This is a genomic window from Sphaerisporangium sp. NPDC051011, from assembly GCF_040653595.1.
Lineage (GTDB): Bacteria > Actinomycetota > Actinomycetes > Streptosporangiales > Streptosporangiaceae > Sphaerisporangium.
In genome coordinates, this window is sequence record NZ_JBFAGG010000001.1 from 840,232 (window position 1) to 857,498 (window position 17,267).

A 17,267-nucleotide genomic window follows, 5' to 3' on the forward strand; every position below is an offset into this window, starting at 1 on the left:
CGGCCGGGGTCAGCCCCTGGTGGGGACCGAGCCGCCGCGCGCCACGAGCGGGATCGCGGTGAGCAGCTCCCACGGCTCCCCCGAGTCCCAGAAGTCGATGAGCTTGGCGACCGCCTCGCCCGGCTCGAAGTCGCCGACCCCGTACTGGCCGAAGCAGCCGGCGTCCTTCAGCGCGGCGATCAGTGGATCGTCGTCCGGGAGGGACTCGGCATAGGAGGCGGCGTCGAGCAGCGCCAAGGCGCAGCGCGCGTTCCAGCCGCCGTCGGCGCTCTGGACCCGGTCGAGCCGCCACCTGGCCCGGCCGCGTAGATAGCCGGCGAGCGAATCCGTCGTCCCCACCCTGAACCCTCTCCACGATCGTCCACACACAGTAAGGCAATCATCACCAACGGTGACGCCGGATCGCGGGCTCTTTACGAAGCCCATTACGTCCACCCTCCGTGTACTGACGAAAGGGGCGTAAGGGAATATGAACAACATGACGGGAGCCTTCGACGATCTGCTGACCGCTAACGAGGACTTCTCACGGACCTTCGAGTACTCCGGCCTGAGCGGGCGCGCGGCGCGCGGCCTGGCCGTGGTCACGTGCATGGATTCTCGAATCGACCCGCTGAAGTTGCTCGGCCTCAAGCCCGGGGACGCCAAGATCCTGCGCAACGCCGGGGCGCGGGTCACCGACGACGTGCTGCGCACGCTGATCCTCGCGGTCTACCTGCTCAACGTGGACCGCGTCCTCGTGATGCCCCACACCGACTGCCGGATGGCGAAGGCCACCGACGAGGACGTCCACGAGCTGATCAGCCGGGAGTACGGGATCGACACGCGGAGCCTGGAGTTCCACACCGTGGCCAACCAGGACGCGGCCCTGCGCCGCGACCTCGTCCGCATCCGCACCTATCCGTACCTGCCGGACCGGCTGAACATCGGCGGCGCGGTGTACGACGTGCACACCGGCAAGCTCATGCCCGTCGAGCTGTGACGGCGGGCCGCTTACCACGGCCAGGTGAACGGGGGCCCGGACGCGACCGCGTCCGGGGCCCGTCAGGCGTCGATCGCGTCGCGGTCGACCTCCGCCGCGCTGCCGACGATGAACTCGCGGCGCGGGGCGACGTCGCTGCCCATCAGCAGCGCGAAGATCTGCTCGGCCGTCTCGGCGTCCTCGATGCGGACGCGCCGCAGCGTGCGGTGGCGCGGCTCCATCGTGGTCTCGGCGAGCTGGTCGGCGTCCATCTCACCGAGGCCCTTGTAGCGCTGGATCGGGTCCTTCCAGCGCTTGCCTCGGCGCTCGAGGTCGCGCAGGACCTTGAGCAGCTCGGCGTCGGAATAGGTGTAGATGTACTTGTCCTTGCCGCGGCCCGGGTTGGTGACCTCGATGCGGTGCAGCGGCGGGACTGCGGCGAACACGCGCCCCGCCTCGATCATGGGCCGCATGTAGCGGTGGAACAGCGTGAGCAGCAGGCAGCGGATGTGCGCGCCGTCGACGTCGGCGTCGGCCATCAGGATGACCTTGCCGTACCGCGCGGCGTCCAGGTCGAAGCCGCGGCCCGAGCCCGCGCCGATGACCTGGATGATCGCGGCGCACTCGGCGTTCTTCAGCATGTCGGCCACGGAGGCCTTCTGCACGTTGAGGATCTTGCCGCGGATCGGCAGCAGGGCCTGGAACTCCGAGTCGCGCGCCGCGCGGGCCGTGCCGAGCGCCGAGTCGCCCTCGACGATGAACAGCTCGCTGCGGTCGACGTCGTCGCTGCGGCAGTCGACCAGCTTGGCCGGCAGGGCGGAATTCTCCAGGGCGCTCTTGCGGCGCTGGTTGTCACGGTGCTCACGGGCCGCGATGCGGGCCTTGGCCGCCGCGACGATCTTCTCCAGGACGGCGCGGAGCTGCAGCTTGTGGGCCCGCTTGGTGCTCGCGAAGAGCTGCTTGAGCTCGCGCGACACGACGTGGGCGACGATGCGGGTGGCCGCGGAGGTGCCCAGGACCTCCTTGGTCTGGCCCTCGAACTGCGGCTCGGGCACCCGCACGGTGGCCACGGCGGTGAGGCCCTCGAGGATGTCCTCCTTGGTGACCGGGTCGTCGCCGTTCTTGAGCAGGCGCGTCTCGCGCAGCTGCTCGTTGATCGTGCGCACCAGGGCGCGCTCGAAGCCGCTGACGTGGGTGCCGCCCTTGGGGGTGGCGATCACGTTGACGAACGAGCGGACGGTGGTGTCGTAGCCCTTGCCCCAGCGGACCGCGACGTCGACCGTGAGCTCGCGCTCGACCTCGGTGGAGGTCATGTGGCCCTGCTCGTCCAGGACCGGGACGGTCTCGTGGAAGTGACCGAGGCCCTGCAGCCGCATGACGTCGCAGACGGCCTCGTCGCGGGCCAGGAAATCGGTGAACTCCGAGATGCCGCCCTCGAAGCGGAACTCGTCCTCGACGACCTGCTCCAGGCGGCTGTCGCGCACCGCGATCGTCAGGCCGGGGACCAGGAACGCGGTCTGCCGGGCGCGGACGTGCAGCTCGTCCAGCGAGACCTCGGCGTCGGGCAGGAAGATCTGCTTGTCGAGCCACCAGCGGACGCGGGTGCCGGTGACGCGGGCGCGCAGGGCGCCGCCGTCGCGCAGGCCGGACTTCTTCTTGAACTTGGCCGTCGGCCCGTCGCCGTCGAACACGCCGGGCACGCCCCGGCGGAAGCTGATCTCGTGGACCCGCCCGTCGCGGTCGACCTCGACGTCCAGCCGGGCGGACAGGGCGTTGACCACCGAGGCGCCGACGCCGTGCAGGCCGCCGGAGGCGCCGTAGGACCCGCCGCCGAACTTGCCGCCCGCGTGGAGCTTGGTGTAGACGAGCTCGACGCCGGCCAGGCCGCTCTTGGGCTCGATGTCGACCGGGATGCCGCGCCCGTCGTCGCGGACCTCGATGGAGCCGTCGGCGAACAGCTCGACCTCGATGCGCGTGCAGAAGCCGGCCAGGGCCTCGTCGACGGCGTTGTCCACGATCTCCCAGAGGCAGTGCATGAGGCCGCGGCTGTCAGTGGACCCGATGTACATTCCGGGGCGCTTACGGACGGCCTCAAGGCCCTCCAGCACCGACAGGTGACGGGCGGTGTAGCCCGTCTCCGTGCTGACTGCGGTCACTCCCACTCCCACCGAGCATCGAACATGTGTGCGTAGCCTACCGTCTTCTTGATGTTCCTCCGTGCCTAGAGTGCCACCATCAGGCGGTTCCGCGGCAGCCGGAGGTTCATTGCCATCACCTAACGACACATTCTGCTCTCGGCGTATCCCGAAGGCGATTGGGAACGTCCGCATCGGGTTAGATGTTGAGCCAAGTGACTGACGCCAAATCCCCACGTCAGTGGGGTGACCCGAAAGGCGATACGTGACTGGAGCTCTCGCCCCCACCAAGCCGCTTACCGCCGTGGACCGTTGCGACCGGTGCGGCGCCCAGGCGTACATCCGCGCGTCCCTCCCCATGGGCGGGGAGCTGCTGTTCTGCGCCCACCACGGGCGTCGGCACATCTCGGCCCTCCGTGAGAAGGGCGCCGACATCCAGGACGAGTCGGCCCGCCTCAGTGAGACCCCGACCTCGAACACCAACGAGCGGTGAGCACCCGCCCACCACTCTGACCCCCATACGGACAACCTCATACAGCGAACGCGGCGGCCTCGGCGGCGCCTCTGATCGGCCCGCCCGAGCCGCTGCGCGTATCCCCCTGATGTGCGGCGTGAGGGCGCCTCTGAGCCTCACGCGGCCGTGATCCCGGTCACGCCGGGGGCTAGGCTGCCGCCCGTGAGTGCGGCGAGTCCCGATTTCGATCTTCTTGTTCATCAGGCCTGGCCCGCGCCGTATCAGCGCACGATCGGCGGCTGGGTTCTCCGTCACGCCGACGGGGTGACCAAACGGGCCAACTCCGTCCTCCCGCTCGGGGAGCCGGCGGACCTCGACCAGGCGATCCGCGCCGCTGAGCGCTTCTACGCCGAGCGCGGGCTGCCGTGTGTGTTCTCCATGGGGCCCGGCGCGCTTCCGGGCCTGGACGGGCGTCTGGAGGCGCGCGGATACCGCGTGGTCGACCGCACGACGTACATGACCGCCTCCCTGCAGGGCCCTCTGGACGGGCCCTCCGAGAAGGCCGCCCAGGTGGGTCTGTCCGGCGAACCGTCGCCGGAGTGGCTCACCGCCTGGTGGGCGGTGGACGGACGCTACGACGGCGAGGGGCCGGCCTCCGCCACGCGCATCCTGCGCGGCGTGCCCGCCACGTACGCGGAGGTCCGGCAGGACGGCAGGACGCTCGCCGTGGGTCGTTCCGTCCTCCAGGGCGACACGCTGGGGATCTACTGCATGGCCACGCTGCCGGAAGCCCGCCGGAGGGGGCTCGCCGGGGCCGTCCTGCGCGCCCTGACCGCCGACGGCCGCGCGCGCGGAGCCGTCCGCGCGTACCTGGTCGTGATCGCCTCCAACGCGCCGGCCATCGCCCTCTACACCCGGCACGGCTTCACCCCTACCGGCGCGTACCATTACCGCGTCCGCTGAGCCGCCCCGAGGGCCGCGACGCCCCCGTTCCCAGGGGTCCCCCCTGCGTTCCCTGGCCGCCCCCGACCGCGCCGTGATCCACCCCGGCCGCGCCCGGCGCGCCCACGCCGGAGGGCGCAATAAGCTCGGATCTCGTGCTGATCCTGTTGCCGCCGTCCGAGGGGAAGGCCGCCGAAGGGGACGGGCCGAAGCTCGCGCTGGGGCGTCTGAGCTTCCCGGCGCTGACGTCCGCGCGGGAGAAGGCCCTGGACGCGCTGACCGCCCTGGTCCACGGGCCGGAGGACGAGGCGCTGGCGGTGCTGGGGCTGACGCCGGGGCAGGCCGGTGAGCTGCGGCGGAATCAGGTCCTGCGCACCGCGCCCACGCTGACCGCGGGCGATCTCTACACCGGCGTGCTGTACGACAACCTGGCCCTGCCTGCGCTGAGCGCCGCCGCCCGGCGCAGGGCCCAGCGTTCGGTGATCGTGTTCTCGGGGCTGTGGGGGGTGCTGCGCCTCTCCGACCGCGTCCCGCCGTATCGCCTGTCCATGGGCGTGCGGCTGCCGCCCCTGGGCGGGCTGGCGGCCTACTGGCGGCAGCCCCTCACCGAGGCGCTCGCCGAGCAGGCCACGGGCGTGATCATCGACATGCGTTCCTCGACGTACGCGCAGGCGTGGCAGCCGGGCTCGCGGGCCGTGACCGTCCGCGTGCTGCGGGAGGCCGGCGGAGCCCGCACGGTGGTCAGCCACATGGCCAAGGCCACGCGCGGCGCCGTCGCGCGGTCGCTGCTGGAGTCCGGGGAGAACCCCCGCACGCCGAAGCGGCTGGCCGCGCTTCTGGCCGATCTCGGCCATGTCGCCGAGCTCGGCCCGGCCCCCCGTGACGGCAGGCCGTGGACGCTGGACATCGTCGTCCCCGCGTGACGGCGGTTACCCGTTCGTGATCACATTCAGCCGGGAACACGCCTTGTGGTACTCCCTGCCGGGATCGCCCAGATAGGACCACGGCGTGGTGCCGAACCGGCCGTAGGTGCGGGCCAGGTGCCCGCGGGCCGGGCGGCGCAGGTCGGCCAGGTAGAACGCCGCGCCGAACACGTTGTGCGCCTCGACGGCCCTCGGGTGGGGGCTCCCGCGCTCGCCATGCCAGCGCCCGGCCGCCGCGGTGATCTCCCGTTGAACCTCGTAGGACAACCACACGCGCGAGCGCGCCGACCCCTCCCCCGCGCTCGCGTTAAACGGCTTATTACACAGGTTTTACGACCGTGCGGGACGGGGACGCGCGTCGGCCCCCGCCGCGGGACGGCGGGGGCCTGGAACGCCCGTCAGTCGAGGTAGTCGCGCAGGACCTGCGAGCGCGATGGGTGGCGCAGCTTGGACATGGTCTTGGACTCGATCTGGCGGATGCGCTCGCGCGTCACGCCGTAGACCTTGCCGATCTCGTCCAGGGTCTTGGGCTGGCCGTCGGTGAGGCCGAACCGCATGGACACCACGCCCGCCTCGCGCTCCGACAGCGTGTCGAGAACGGAGTGGAGCTGCTCCTGCAGGAGCGTGAAGCTGACCGCGTCGGCGGGGACGATCGCCTCGGAGTCCTCGATGAGGTCGCCGAACTCGCTGTCGCCCTCCTCCCCGAGGGGGGTGTGCAGGGAGATCGGCTCCCGGCCGTACTTCTGGACCTCGACGACCTTCTCCGGGGTCATGTCGAGCTCGCGCGCGAGCTCCTCAGGGGTCGGCTCGCGGCCGAGGTCCTGGAGCATCTGGCGCTGCACGCGGGCCAGCTTGTTGATCACTTCGACCATGTGGACCGGGATGCGGATCGTCCGCGCCTGGTCGGCCATGGCGCGGGTGATCGCCTGGCGGATCCACCAGGTGGCGTAGGTCGAGAACTTGTAGCCCTTGGTGTAGTCGAACTTCTCGACCGCGCGGATCAGGCCCAGGTTGCCCTCCTGGATCAGGTCCAGGAAGAGCATGCCGCGGCCGGTGTAGCGCTTGGCCAGCGAGACCACGAGGCGGAGGTTGGCCTCCAGCAGGTGGTTCTTGGCGCGGCGGCCGTCCTCGGCGATCCACTCCAGCTCGGCGCGGACGTCGACGGGAAGACGCTCGCCATCGTTGGCGAGCTGCTCCTCGGCGAACAGGCCGGCCTCGATGCGCTTGGCCAGCTCGACCTCCTGCTCGGCGTTGAGCAGGGGGACCTTGCCGATCTGCTTCAGGTAGTCCTTCACCGGGTCGGCGGTGGCGCCGGCGGCGGCGACCTGCGCCACGGGGGCGTCGTCGTCGTCATCCGAGAGGATCAGGACCTCGTCGTCGCTCTGGACCTCGGCGCCCGGCTTCGGCTCCTCTTCGGCCTCGGCCTCGGTCTCGGCTTCCGCCTCGATCTCGGGCTCGACCTCGGCATCGGCGTCGGCATCGGCCTCCGCCTCGACATCGAGGTCGAAGTCCTCGAGCTCGATGTCGCCCTCGATGTCGAGGTCCTCGTCGTCTTCGGAAGAGGCCTTGGGCTTGGTTTCGATCTTGGGCGTGGGCGACGCGGGCACGGCGACCTCCGGCTTGGCCTTCTTGGCGAGGGCGGCAGGGGTGGCGACCTTGGCGGGAGCGTCAGGGGCGGGCGCGGCCTTCTTCACCGGCGCGGCCTTCCTGGCCACGGGCTTCTTGGCGGCCGGCTTCTCGACCGGCGCGGCTGCCTCGTCCCCGGCACCGCTCACCACGGCCGTGACGGTATCGGGCTGCTCCTTGGCCGCCGCGGTGGTGGCGGTCTTTGTCTTCTTGACGGGGGCGGCTGTGCGACGCTTGGCCGGGCCACGCGACCTCTTGGGCGCAGCCGAGTCCGCAGCGGTCACCACGACGGTCACACCCTCTTTGCTGAGGTTCCGGAGGAACACAGCGGCGTGCGACATCGGGATGTCCGCCTCCTCGAAGGCCTTGCGGACATCCTCAGACTCGAGGAAACCCTGCGAGCGCCCACGCTCGATGAGCCGCTGAATGACGGGCTCGTTCAGCTCAGACGGCTTCGAGCGAGTCGAACTTGCAGGCGACACGAACACCTCTCGAACGAACGCATGGTGAGAATGGACCCAGGTGCCCGCTAGGGGCGCTTGCTTCTTTCGTGGTGGGCCGTGCGAACCGCGACGTACCTGCCCAGCATTGTGGCATGACCCCGCAGTCCATACGGCCGCCTCACAGCGGTTGCCTTCCACCCTAGGCCGACCGGAACAGTAGTGCGTACGGAAGCGGGTCACCGATACCCGAAAGCAACCCTTATGACTGTTTCATTCAGTCACTCTTTGTGGCGGCCGGCACGTGGACGGCGAGCACCGTGACGTCATCGTCCTGCTCATACCCCGCCAGCATCCTGTCCACCAGGAAGTCAAGCAACATATGCGGATTTCCTAGGACTTCGGGGGGGTGCCTCGGCGACGACCGACGAGAGTTCCGCCAGCCCGGCGTCCAGGCCGCGCTTGCGGTTCTCGACCAGGCCGTCGGAGTAGAGCACGGCCGTGTGCCCCGGCGGGACGCAGAACCGGAACTGCTTGCGGACGGCGGGCCAGCCCAGCGGCGTGCCGGGCTCTCCGTCGGACAGGACCGCGGTACCCTGCGGCGACACCAGCAGGGGCGGCGGGTGACCGGCCAGCGCGAGGGTGCCCTCGCCGGTGCCGGGCTCGACGACCATGTAGGCCAGGGTGGTGACCTGCTCTTCTTCCTCGGTCGCGTCGAAAACCCTGTCAAGGCCGGTCAGGACGGCGGCGGGCGGCGGGTTGGTCAGCGCCAGGGCCCGCATGGCGTTGCGGATGCGGCCCATGCCCGCAGCGGCCTTGACGCCCTTGCCCATGACATCGCCGACGACGGCCGCCACCCGGGCGTCCTGCAGGACGAAGGCGTCATACCAGTCGCCGCCGACCTGGACGTGCCTGCTGCCCGAGCGGAACCGCTGGGCCAGCACCAGCCCGGGGATCACCGGCAGGCGGTCGGGCAGGAGGCTGCGCTGCAGCGTCTCGGCCGTGCGGTGCTCGCGCTCGAACAGGGTGGCCCGCTCCACGGCCAGCGCGCACTGGCCCGCCAGGGCCTCCAGGAACACCCCGTCCTCCTGGGAGATCTTGTACGGGCGGGTGAAGGCGAACCGCAGCGCCCCGAGCGCCCGCCCCGCCGCCAGCAGCGGCAGGCCGACCCAGGCGCGCTCGTCGCTGTGGGCGAGGAACCCGGCGATCACGGCCTCGTCGGCGCCGGCCTCGACGAGCTGGGCCTTCAGGCTCTCGGGGGACTCGGCGAACACCGGCCTGCGGCTGTTGACGGCCATGGTCATGATGCTGGTCTGCGAGAGCGGGATCTCCTCGCCGTCGGACGGCACGTCCGGGAGGCCACCGCTGTTGGTCAGTTTGAGGGCGGCGCGGTCGGTGTCGAGCAGGGCCACCGACGACCTGTCGGCGGCCAGCGCGGTGCGGGCGACGTCGATGATCACCTGGACGACCTGCTCGACCGTCAGGGCCTCGGCCAGCATGGCGGTGGCGCCCTGGAGCCGGGCGGTGCGCAGGGCTGCGGCGCCGAGCTGGTCGGTCAGGCGGCCGCGCATCTCTTCGGCCTCGCGCTGCGGGGTGACGTCGCTGTTGGCGCCGACCCACTCGATCACGCGGCCGAGCCGGATGATCGGGACGGCGCGCACCTCGAAGTGGCGGTAACCGCTTGCCCGCGTGCGGACGCGGTAGCTCCACTCGAACATCGTGCGCCCGCGCAGGGCCTCGCGCCACGCCTCGTCGGCGGCCGGGCGGTCATCGGGGTGGACGGCGTCGAGCCAGCCGTAGGCGAGGTATTCCTCCAGGCTCTGGCCGGTGATCGCGCGCCACTCCGGGGCGTCCTCGACGACGGCGCCGTTGGGCAAGGTGATCCACACGAGCTGCTGCTGGGACTGGACCAGCGAGCGGTAGCGCTCCTCGCTGCGGCGCAGTTCCTCCTCGGTGAGCTGGCGCTCGGTGACGTCCACGCCGAACACGGCGACCCCGACGACGGCGCCCTTGTCGCCGTGGACGGGGTAGAACGAGAGGTTCCAGTGGCGCAGCTCGCCGGCGGGAGACATGCCGCGATAGCGCTGGTCGCCGCCCGAGACGGCCCGGTGCTCGTCGACGACTCTGCGCAGGGCGCCGTCGACCAGTGCGGAGAGATCGGCGGAGAGCAGCTCGGAGGCCGTTCGCCCGGCGTGCTCCTCGGCTGCGACGCCGCTCAGGTCGGCGAAGCTCTGGTTGACCCTCAGGAACCTGGTGGACGTGTCGAAGAACGCGAAGGCGAACGGGGCCTCCGCGAGCAGGCCCTCCAGTAGGGCGGGGTCTGAGATGTCCACACCCGACTCCCGGGGACGGGGCACGGAGGTTTCGGCGCTCATGGTCGGCACCTCCGTCGCGTGCCAGGGTCTCCCACGAGGCACATCTCCATAACTGTGATTGGTAGCGCAGAACTGCACTACATCATCGGTGATGGGCACGCGCGGACGGAAGCCCCGGCCGCGATGCGGTCAACGCATCCTGTCAAAAACGCGCCACGGTGCGCAGCGAGATCGGCCCACTTTCTCGGTCCCCGGCACATCGCGCGCCGGGCGATCACCAGCTCGATCAAGCCGCCACCTTCCCGCCGTCCCCGCCGTCGTCGAGCGAACGGTACCGTTTCCGTGCCGGGCGGCACGAGGCTCGCCCGAAGTCCGGACGCGCTGGGCACCAGCTTCCCACGATGAGGGGGTCCATGGTGCCGGATGTGCCGGGTAGCCCTTACGGCGCAAGGGGTTGACACCTGCGTGATACAGGATGGAATGAGTACGCACGCTCCCTCAGAGGCCTGGTCCGGGGGATGGATGCCCCCCGGCTCACCGGAGGATGCGAAACCGCCCATGCCTGCTCTTGCGACGCGCCAGACCGGACCCGCCACCGAGTCGCGACCCGCCGGACCGCGCGAGATCCGGTCCCGGGCGTCCGGGCCGCCGGGGCATGTGAGCGAACGCCTTTCCCACGAGTTCGTGACCATCCCCGCCGAGACGGTGGACCGGTGCGTGGAGGACGTCTGGGCGTGCGCGGCGCACCTCGGCGTGGACGCCACCCCGACCGTCGTGGAGCGCATCGCCCGCGAGCGCCTGCTCGCCGTCGCCGGCTCGGCGCCGCTCATCGCCTCGCGCGGGTAACGCGGGGCAAAGGGCCGCGGGTGACGGGCATCAGTCCCCGAGGTGACACTCCTGGGCCCTGGAGAGCCGTAACCGGGGCCTTCGGGTAACAGCGGGGTCACCACACGGCGTTCCGTGCATCGTTCGGGCCCGGAATGCGAGAAGGTAAGGGGCGTGAGCCGCCGACGACGCCGAGACCCCAGGGGGACCCCGCCGCCGGACGACGTGTTCGCCGAGATGCTCGTGGCGGCGCGCGAACTGCTGGCCGTCCGCAGCCCGCTGGACGCCGAGCTGATGGTGTCCGACATGCTGGGCGCCTGGTGGGGCCGGCGGCTGCGCCGGGGCGACGTCGAGGAGTTCCTCGGCGAGGGCCTCGTCGACTACGCCGCCAAGGCCGGCACGCCCGCCGCGCTCACGCTGCTGGTCGCGGTGGCCTATCTGGGCACCGCCCGGCAGGCCGCCAAGGCCGAGGGCGCCGCGCTGGCGCTGATGGAGTCGGACGTCGCCCGGCCGCGGTGGGCCGAGCGCGTCGGGGCGGTCAAGCCGCAGGGCTGCTACGTCTCCAGGGACGCCTACGGCGACCAGGACACGGTGGTGTGCACGTTCGCCTACCGCGGCGTCCCACGGACGGCTCCGGGCGCCGTGGAGGCCGCGGGCGAGGGCGAGCGGGACGCCGAGGGCTGCGCGGCGCCGCAGTGCCCGGCCGAGGATCCGCACGCCCTGGTGGTGATCGTCGACTACAACATGCGGGGCATGGCCCGGGACGCCTGGGTCTCCTCCCAGGTGGACACGCTGCTGGAGAAGGCCGGCATCGAGGCGGCGGGCAACCCGATGCTGCGCTTCGAGGAGCTGGAGCCCCAGCAGGCGCGGGCGCTCCTGGAGTTCGCGATGAAGGCCACGGCCGAGACCCTGGGCCGCCGCAGGTCGACCAACGTCGTCAGCGACAGCTACAGCGCCTACCACGCCTTCGCCAGGGCCCGCATCAAGGCCCTGCCCCCGGGCCGCAAGCGTCCCGCCCCTCTGCTCAGCGAGGCCCCGTACAGCCGCGACCGGCGGGCGATGCTGGCGGCCGAGTTCCTGGCCTCCGACGCCGCCGAGCACCTGTCGGACCCCTCGGCGGCCTCGCGGTGCGCCGACCACATCATCGACTACGGCTGCGACCAGGACTTCAACCGGCCGCTGCGGGTCAGCCCGACCAAGTGCGAGACGTTCCTGCTGGACTGGCTGCCCCGCAAGGTGCTCCTGGACCCGGCCGAGCAGGACGCCATGCCGCACGTCCTGCTGTCCTGGGTGCGATTCGCGGCCCCGAAGACCGGCCTGCCCGACGAAGGGCTCAGGGCGACGCTGGACGCCGTCTACGAGGCGATGGGGCGCTTCACCGAGGCCTACCGCGACCCGACGACGTTCGGCCTGGACCGCTCCCTCGTGCGCAGACTGCTGCCGGACGGCGATCTGTCCGCGCTGCCGCGGCGCGCGTTCGCCTTCCCGTTCCTGGACGGCACGCGCGGCGATATCGACCTGTCGTCCCTGCACCCGGCCGAGGACGCCGACCGGCGCGTCCTGCTGGAGATCGACCACGCCGCCGAGCGCGACCGGCCGGACTTCGCCGAGCACCTGGCCTGGCACGAGGAGATCGCGACCCGCCTGTGGAACGGCGATCCCGAGCAGCTGTGGGAGGCCGCGCAGCGGCTGCTCGACCTCGGCCACGACCGCCACGACGTGCTGCACGTGCTCATGGAGATCGCCGAGCGCATCGGCGACCACCCGGACGAGCTGGCCGCCGCGCTCGACGACATCGCCGACATCCCCGACGAGCCTCCGCCGACGCCCTGAGGACGAAGCGGATCATCACCGGGGCCGTCGAGGCGCCCGCGCCGGCCCGCCAGGCCTGGAGGGGTTCACCTACCTCCTCACTGTCAGCGCAGGAAGCCGATGTCGGCGTATTTCAGGGTGTAGAAGCCCGGGGCGCCGATGTTGGCCAGCGTGGACTTGACCCCCCAGTTCTGCGGCCGCTGGTAGAGCGGCAGGACGTTGACCTTCTGCCAGATCAGCCGGTCGGCCTCGTTGGCGTCGCCCCGGGCCCGCTCCGGGTTGATGTTGGAAGACGCTCGCCGCATCGCCAGGTCGATCTCAGGCGAGCCGGTCCTGCCGAAGTTGGCGTTCCACTGGACCTTTCCGCCCGGGCCCTTGGTGGCGTCGGCGTAGGTGCCGTAGCTGCTGGAGATCGGGAACGGCGTGCCGATGTAGGAGAACGGCGCGATGTCGAAGTTGCCGGGGATGATGTACTTGGCGAAGAAGTCGTCGCTCGGGACCGACTGGATCGTCACCTTGACGCCGATCTTGCCCAGCATCGCCTGGGTCAGCTCGGCCTCCCCCTTACTGAGCGGCAGCCCGGACGGGATCACGAACCGCACGCCGAGCTCCTTGCCGGACTTCACGCGGGTCGGGCTCGCCCGGTGCCAGCCGGCGGCGTCCAGCATCTTCTCGGCCTTGGCCGGGTCGTACTTGCCGAGCGCGCCGGCGTTGTCCTGGTAGCCCTCCTGGGTGTTCATGTAGAAGTGGTTGTTGAGCAGGGCGCCGTTCCAGCCCAGCCCCTGCAGGTCGGACCGTGTGATCGCCGCCCGGTCGAGGCCGAGGACGATCGCCTGCCGCACGCGCGGGTCGACCAGGGCCGGGCTCTCGCCGTTGAAGGTGAAGTGCCGGAAGTCCGGGCCGGCGGCCTGCCGGATGACCGCTCCCCTGGCGTTCCTGGCCCGGGCGTAGTCGGGGGCGGACGGGCCGACGTCGAACACGTCGAGCTCGCCGTTGGTGAAGGCCCCGACCAGCGCGTCCGTGGCCAGCGACCGGTAAATGATCTTGTCGAGCTTGGCCCTCGCCCCCCACCAGTGGTCGTCGCGGACGACGGTGATCGTCTTGGCGGTCGGGTCGAACCCGCCGAACTTGAACGGCCCGGCGGTCACCGGCACGCGGTTCAGCCAGCCGGTGTTGAACGCGTCGGGCGTGGCGTTGGTGGACCTGGGGTAAAGCGGCCAGAACAGCGACTGCCACTCGCTGAAGGGGTTGTCGAAGGTCACCAGCACCTCGTAATCGTCCCGGCCGCGCTCCACCCTGCCGATGTCCTGGTAGCCGGTGGTCGCCGCGACGTGGAAGTCCAGGCTGCGGCCGCTCAGCGCCTTCCACTGCGCCTGGTAGTCCTGCCAGGTGATCGGCCTGCCGTCCGACCAGCGGGCCTTGGGGTTGAGGCGGTAGGCCACCACCTGGCGCGGGTTGGTGGCGATCACCCGGGCGTCCAGGACGTAGTCGCTGTTCGGCACCGGGGTCGCCTTCTTGTCGGAGCGGAAGGCGGCGGGCATCAGGGCGTCGATGACCTTCTTGACCTCGGCGAGGTTGCCGTCCACGTGGTTGAGGTTCCACTGGGTGGGCGACTCGGTGATGCCCCAGCGCAGCGTGCCGCCGTCACGGACGCGCTCGCGCGGCGCGGGGTTGATGTCGAAGGCCTTGATGACCTTGGGCACGCGGGCGGGGACCGCTTTTCCCGCGTCGCCACCCCCGCACCCCGGAAGGGCGGCCACGAGCAGGGCGAGCGCGACGGGCGCGCCCGCCACCCTGACGCGCCCGCGACGGCCCGCCGGCGAGGGCCGGCCCGCGCGGGGCTTCGGCGGTACTTCCACGTTCTCCTCCAGAGATGGCCGGATCGGTAGGTCTCGCTCGCGCCGCCGGCTAGACGACGCGGAGCTTCTCCGCGTAGTGGCAGGAGGCTCCGTGGTCGCCCTCCATCGGGCGTACGGCGGGCTCCTCCTCGACGCAGCGGACCCGCTGCGCGTCCGTGAGGACCTTGAACTTCGGGCACCGGGTGCGGAACCGGCAGCCGGAAGGGGGGTCTGCGGGGCTCGGGAGGTCGCCGTCGAGCAGGATGCGGCGGCGCTCCCGCTCCTTGTCGGGGTCGGGGATCGGCACGGCCGACAGCAGGGCCTGCGTGTACGGGTGCATCGGCGACCGGTACACCTGGTCGGTCCCGCCGATCTCGGCGATCCTGCCGAGGTACATGACGGCCACGCGGTGGGCGATGTGGCGGACGACGGCGAGGTCGTGGGCCACGAAGAGGTAGGACAGCCCGAGCCGGTCGGCCAGGCCCGCGAGCAGGTTGATCACCCCGGCCTGGATCGACACGTCCAGCGCGGACACCGGCTCGTCCAGGACGATCAGCCGCGGCTCCAGGGCGAGGGCCCGCGCGACGGCGATGCGCTGCCGCTGGCCGCCCGAGAAGTCCTGCGGATAGCGGGCCGCGTGGGAGGGGTCGAGCCCGACGAGCCTGAGCAGGCGGCGCACCCGGGGCCCGGTGTCGGTGTGCCCGTGGGTGACGAGGGGCTCGCCGACGATGTCGTGGACGGTCATGCGGGGGTCGAGCGAGGCGAGCGGATCCTGGAAGACGACCTGCAGGTGACGGCGGACGGCGAAGCGGTCGGGCGGGGTGAGGGCGGCGGTGTCGCGCCCGAACACCACGACCCGGCCGTGCTGGGGCCGGGTGAGCTCCAGGATCTCCATGAGCGCGGTGGTCTTCCCGCAGCCGGACTCCCCCACCAGGCCGAGCGTCTCGCCCTCGCGGATGTCGAAGGAGACGCCGTCGACGGCGTGGACGGTGCCGATGCGGCGCCGGAACACCGCGCCCTTCGTCAGCGGATAGTGCTTGACCAGCCCGTCGACCTCCAGCACCACGTCACTCGCCCGGCGGGGTCGCGGCGCGGGGACGGCGGCCGGGGCGGCGGGGACGGGCCGCGGCTCGCCGATCTCGCCGGCGCGGACGCACGCGGCGCGGTGGCCCGGGGCGACCTCGGCGAGCGGGGGCTCGGCCTCGGCGCACCGGGGGATCGCCATGGGGCACCGCGGCTCGAAGGGACAGCCCGGCGGCAGCGCGGCGGCCGAGGGAGGGCTGCCGTCGATGGGCACCAGAGGGACGTCCCGGCCCGTGTCCAGGCGCGGCACCGAGCCGAGCAGGCCGATGGTGTAGGGCATGCGGGAGCGGTGGTAGACGTCGCGGACGGTTCCGGACTCGACCGCGCGCCCGGCGTACATGACCAGCACGCGGTCGGCGAGCCCGGCGACGACGCCGAGGTCGTGGGTGATCAGGACGATGGCCGCGCCGGTCTCGCGTTGCGCGCTCTTCAGGACCTCGAGGACCTGAGCCTGGATCGTGACGTCCAGGGCGGTGGTCGGCTCATCGCAGATGATCAGATCGGGATCGTTGGCGATGGCCATGGCGATCATCGCGCGCTGGCGCATGCCCCCGGAGAACTCGTGCGGGAAGGCGCGGGCCCGCTGCCGGGGGTTGGGGATGCCGACCAGGTCGAGCAGTTCGACCGCCCGCCCGGCCGCGCGTTCCCTGCTCACCCGCTGGTGGACGCGCACGGCCTCGGCGATCTGGTCGCCCACCCGGTAGACGGGGGTGAGCGCCGAGAGCGGGTCCTGGAAGATCATGGACATCGTGTCGCCCCGGACCGCGGCGAGTTCCCTCTCGGGCGCGCCGATCAGCTCTCTGCCGTGCAACAGGACCGAGCCGCTCACCTTGGCGTGCCGCGGCAGCAGGCCCATGACGGCGAGCGCGGTGACCGACTTGCCGGCCCCGGACTCGCCGACGACGCCGAGCACCTCGCCGGGCTCGACGGTGAAGCCCACCCCGCGCACCACCGGGACGTCGCCGAAGCGCACCTCCAGGTCGCCGACCTCCAGGACAGGGGGCGTCATGCCCGTCCCCCGGCGCCGGGGTCGAGCGCGTCCCGCAGGGAGTCGCCGACGAGGTTGACCGCGAGGATGGTGACGACCAGCCCGCCGGCCGCGAACCAGAACGTCCAGGGCGCGTAGAGCGCCGTCCGGGAGCCGTCGGCGATCAGGCCGCCGAGCGAGACGTCGGGCGGCTGGATGCCGAACCCGAAGTACGAGAGCGTCGTCTCGGTGAGGATGGCCGCGCTGACGTTCAGCGTGGCGTCCACGACCAGCAGCGAGGCGAGGTTGGGGATGACGTGCCGGTAGATGATCTTCGCGGGCGGCACGCCCATGAACCGCGCCGCCGTGACGTACTCGCGCTCCTTGATCGTCTTGGTCAGGCCCCGGACGATCTTCGAGGTGATCATCCACAGGAACAGCGCCAGCATGATGACGAACAGCAGCCACCGCCCGCCCGCCAGCAGCGGTGACATGATCGCGAGGATCAGGAACGCGGGAAGGACCAGCAGCAGGTCGGCCACCCACATGAGCGTGCGGTCGGTCCAGCCCAGGAAGTAGCCGGCGACCGAGCCGACGGCCGCCGCGACGCCGGTGGACACCACGGCCACCAGCAGGCCGACGACCAGCGACTTCTGCGCGCCACGCATGGTGACGGCGAAGACGTCCGAGCCGGTCTGCAGCGTGCCGAACCAGTGGGCGGGCGAGGGCGGCCGCATGAACGCCGAGAAGTCCATGTCGGTGTAGGACCAGGGGTAGGCCAGCGGCCCGGCGAACGCCAGCAGGAACATGAGCGCCAGCAGCGCGAAGCCGAGGCGTCCCTGGCCGGTGGCGAAGAACCGCGCGGCCACGACGCGCGTCCTCGACGGGACGCGGCCCTGCCCGGCGCCGGCCGCGACCTCGGCGAACTCCTCCTCCGGGAGCGTCATCA

The 17,267-nt window shown here is 71.4% G+C and carries 13 protein-coding genes and 1 pseudogene; 6 read left to right on the forward strand and 8 right to left on the reverse strand.

What is annotated here, in order from left to right; genetic code table 11:
• Positions 1-9: 9 nt before the first annotated feature.
• Positions 10-339 (reverse strand): hypothetical protein, encoded by a 330-nt coding sequence (locus AB0H21_RS03685; RefSeq protein ID WP_358511080.1) that lies wholly within the window; start codon positions 337-339, stop codon positions 10-12.
• A gap of 130 nt (positions 340-469) precedes the next feature.
• On the opposite strand from AB0H21_RS03685, the gene AB0H21_RS03690 reads away from it, so the two are divergent.
• Positions 470-979: a carbonic anhydrase gene (locus tag AB0H21_RS03690; protein WP_358511083.1), complete on the forward strand. Its 510-nt coding sequence runs from the start codon at positions 470-472 to the stop codon at positions 977-979.
• 62 nt (positions 980-1,041) lie between these two features.
• On the opposite strand, the gene AB0H21_RS03695 is transcribed toward AB0H21_RS03690, so the two are convergent.
• Positions 1,042-3,114 carry a DNA topoisomerase IV subunit B gene (locus tag AB0H21_RS03695; RefSeq protein WP_358511086.1) on the reverse strand — a complete coding sequence of 691 codons (2,073 nt, stop codon included), beginning with the start codon at positions 3,112-3,114 and terminating at the stop codon, positions 1,042-1,044.
• A gap of 244 nt (positions 3,115-3,358) precedes the next feature.
• Between AB0H21_RS03695 and AB0H21_RS03700 the strand changes: the two genes are divergently transcribed.
• The 3 genes from AB0H21_RS03700 to yaaA all read left to right on the forward strand — a co-directional run bounded on the left by AB0H21_RS03700 (position 3,359) and on the right by yaaA (position 5,412).
• A complete protein-coding gene (locus AB0H21_RS03700; RefSeq protein ID WP_358511089.1) occupies positions 3,359-3,586 on the forward strand; it encodes a hypothetical protein in 228 nt (75 codons plus the stop codon).
• 183 nt (positions 3,587-3,769) lie between these two features.
• Entirely contained in the window at positions 3,770-4,510 is a 741-nt protein-coding gene (locus AB0H21_RS03705; protein ID WP_358511092.1) for a GNAT family N-acetyltransferase, read from the forward strand.
• Between the two features lie 134 nt (positions 4,511-4,644).
• The gene (yaaA, locus tag AB0H21_RS03710; protein WP_358511095.1) at positions 4,645-5,412 is read left to right on the forward strand and encodes a peroxide stress protein YaaA; all 768 of its coding nucleotides are present in this window, start codon (positions 4,645-4,647) and stop codon (positions 5,410-5,412) included.
• Positions 5,413-5,418: 6 nt separating this feature from the next.
• Here the strand turns inward: yaaA and AB0H21_RS03715 are convergent, their stop codons facing one another.
• The 3 genes and pseudogenes from AB0H21_RS03715 to AB0H21_RS03725 form a co-directional block, all read right to left on the reverse strand.
• Entirely contained in the window at positions 5,419-5,679 is a 261-nt protein-coding gene (locus tag AB0H21_RS03715; RefSeq protein WP_358511098.1) for a hypothetical protein, read from the reverse strand.
• 131 nt (positions 5,680-5,810) lie between these two features.
• Positions 5,811-7,520, reverse strand: coding sequence for an RNA polymerase sigma factor (locus tag AB0H21_RS03720; RefSeq protein ID WP_358511100.1), 1,710 nt, complete (start codon positions 7,518-7,520; stop codon positions 5,811-5,813).
• Positions 7,521-7,755: 235 nt separating this feature from the next.
• Positions 7,756-9,853, reverse strand: a pseudogene (locus AB0H21_RS03725) (SpoIIE family protein phosphatase).
• Positions 9,854-10,351: 498 nt separating this feature from the next.
• On the opposite strand from AB0H21_RS03725, the gene AB0H21_RS03730 reads away from it, so the two are divergent.
• Together AB0H21_RS03730 and AB0H21_RS03735 are read left to right on the forward strand one after the other, a co-directional pair.
• The gene (locus AB0H21_RS03730; protein WP_358511103.1) at positions 10,352-10,639 is read left to right on the forward strand and encodes a hypothetical protein; all 288 of its coding nucleotides are present in this window, start codon (positions 10,352-10,354) and stop codon (positions 10,637-10,639) included.
• 216 nt (positions 10,640-10,855) lie between these two features.
• Positions 10,856-12,451, forward strand: a complete 1,596-nt coding sequence (locus AB0H21_RS03735; RefSeq protein ID WP_358511386.1) for a hypothetical protein — start codon at positions 10,856-10,858, stop codon at positions 12,449-12,451.
• Positions 12,452-12,534: 83 nt separating this feature from the next.
• Here the strand turns inward: AB0H21_RS03735 and AB0H21_RS03740 are convergent, their stop codons facing one another.
• Genes AB0H21_RS03740 through AB0H21_RS03750 form a run of 3 tightly spaced genes read right to left on the reverse strand, consistent with a single transcriptional unit; the run spans position 12,535 to position 17,265 of the window.
• Entirely contained in the window at positions 12,535-14,289 is a 1,755-nt protein-coding gene (locus AB0H21_RS03740) for an ABC transporter family substrate-binding protein (protein WP_358511106.1), read from the reverse strand.
• Between the two features lie 49 nt (positions 14,290-14,338).
• Positions 14,339-16,360 (reverse strand): ABC transporter ATP-binding protein, encoded by a 2,022-nt coding sequence (locus tag AB0H21_RS03745; RefSeq protein WP_358511109.1) that lies wholly within the window; start codon positions 16,358-16,360, stop codon positions 14,339-14,341.
• Positions 16,357-17,265 carry an ABC transporter permease gene (locus AB0H21_RS03750; protein ID WP_358511388.1) on the reverse strand — a complete coding sequence of 303 codons (909 nt, stop codon included), beginning with the start codon at positions 17,263-17,265 and terminating at the stop codon, positions 16,357-16,359. The genes AB0H21_RS03745 and AB0H21_RS03750 overlap by 4 nt, the downstream gene beginning before the upstream one ends.
• Positions 17,266-17,267: the final 2 nt, after the last annotated feature.

Coding starts and splice junctions, on each gene's coding strand:
- AB0H21_RS03750 (WP_358511388.1), bottom strand. CDS start 17,265: ATGACGCTCCCGGAGGAGGAGTTCGCCGAGGTCGCGGCCGGCGCCGGG.
- AB0H21_RS03735 (WP_358511386.1), top strand. CDS start 10,856: ATGCTCGTGGCGGCGCGCGAACTGCTGGCCGTCCGCAGCCCGCTGGAC.
- AB0H21_RS03730 (WP_358511103.1), top strand. CDS start 10,352: ATGCCTGCTCTTGCGACGCGCCAGACCGGACCCGCCACCGAGTCGCGA.
- AB0H21_RS03745 (WP_358511109.1), bottom strand. CDS start 16,360: ATGACGCCCCCTGTCCTGGAGGTCGGCGACCTGGAGGTGCGCTTCGGC.
- AB0H21_RS03690 (WP_358511083.1), top strand. CDS start 470: ATGAACAACATGACGGGAGCCTTCGACGATCTGCTGACCGCTAACGAG.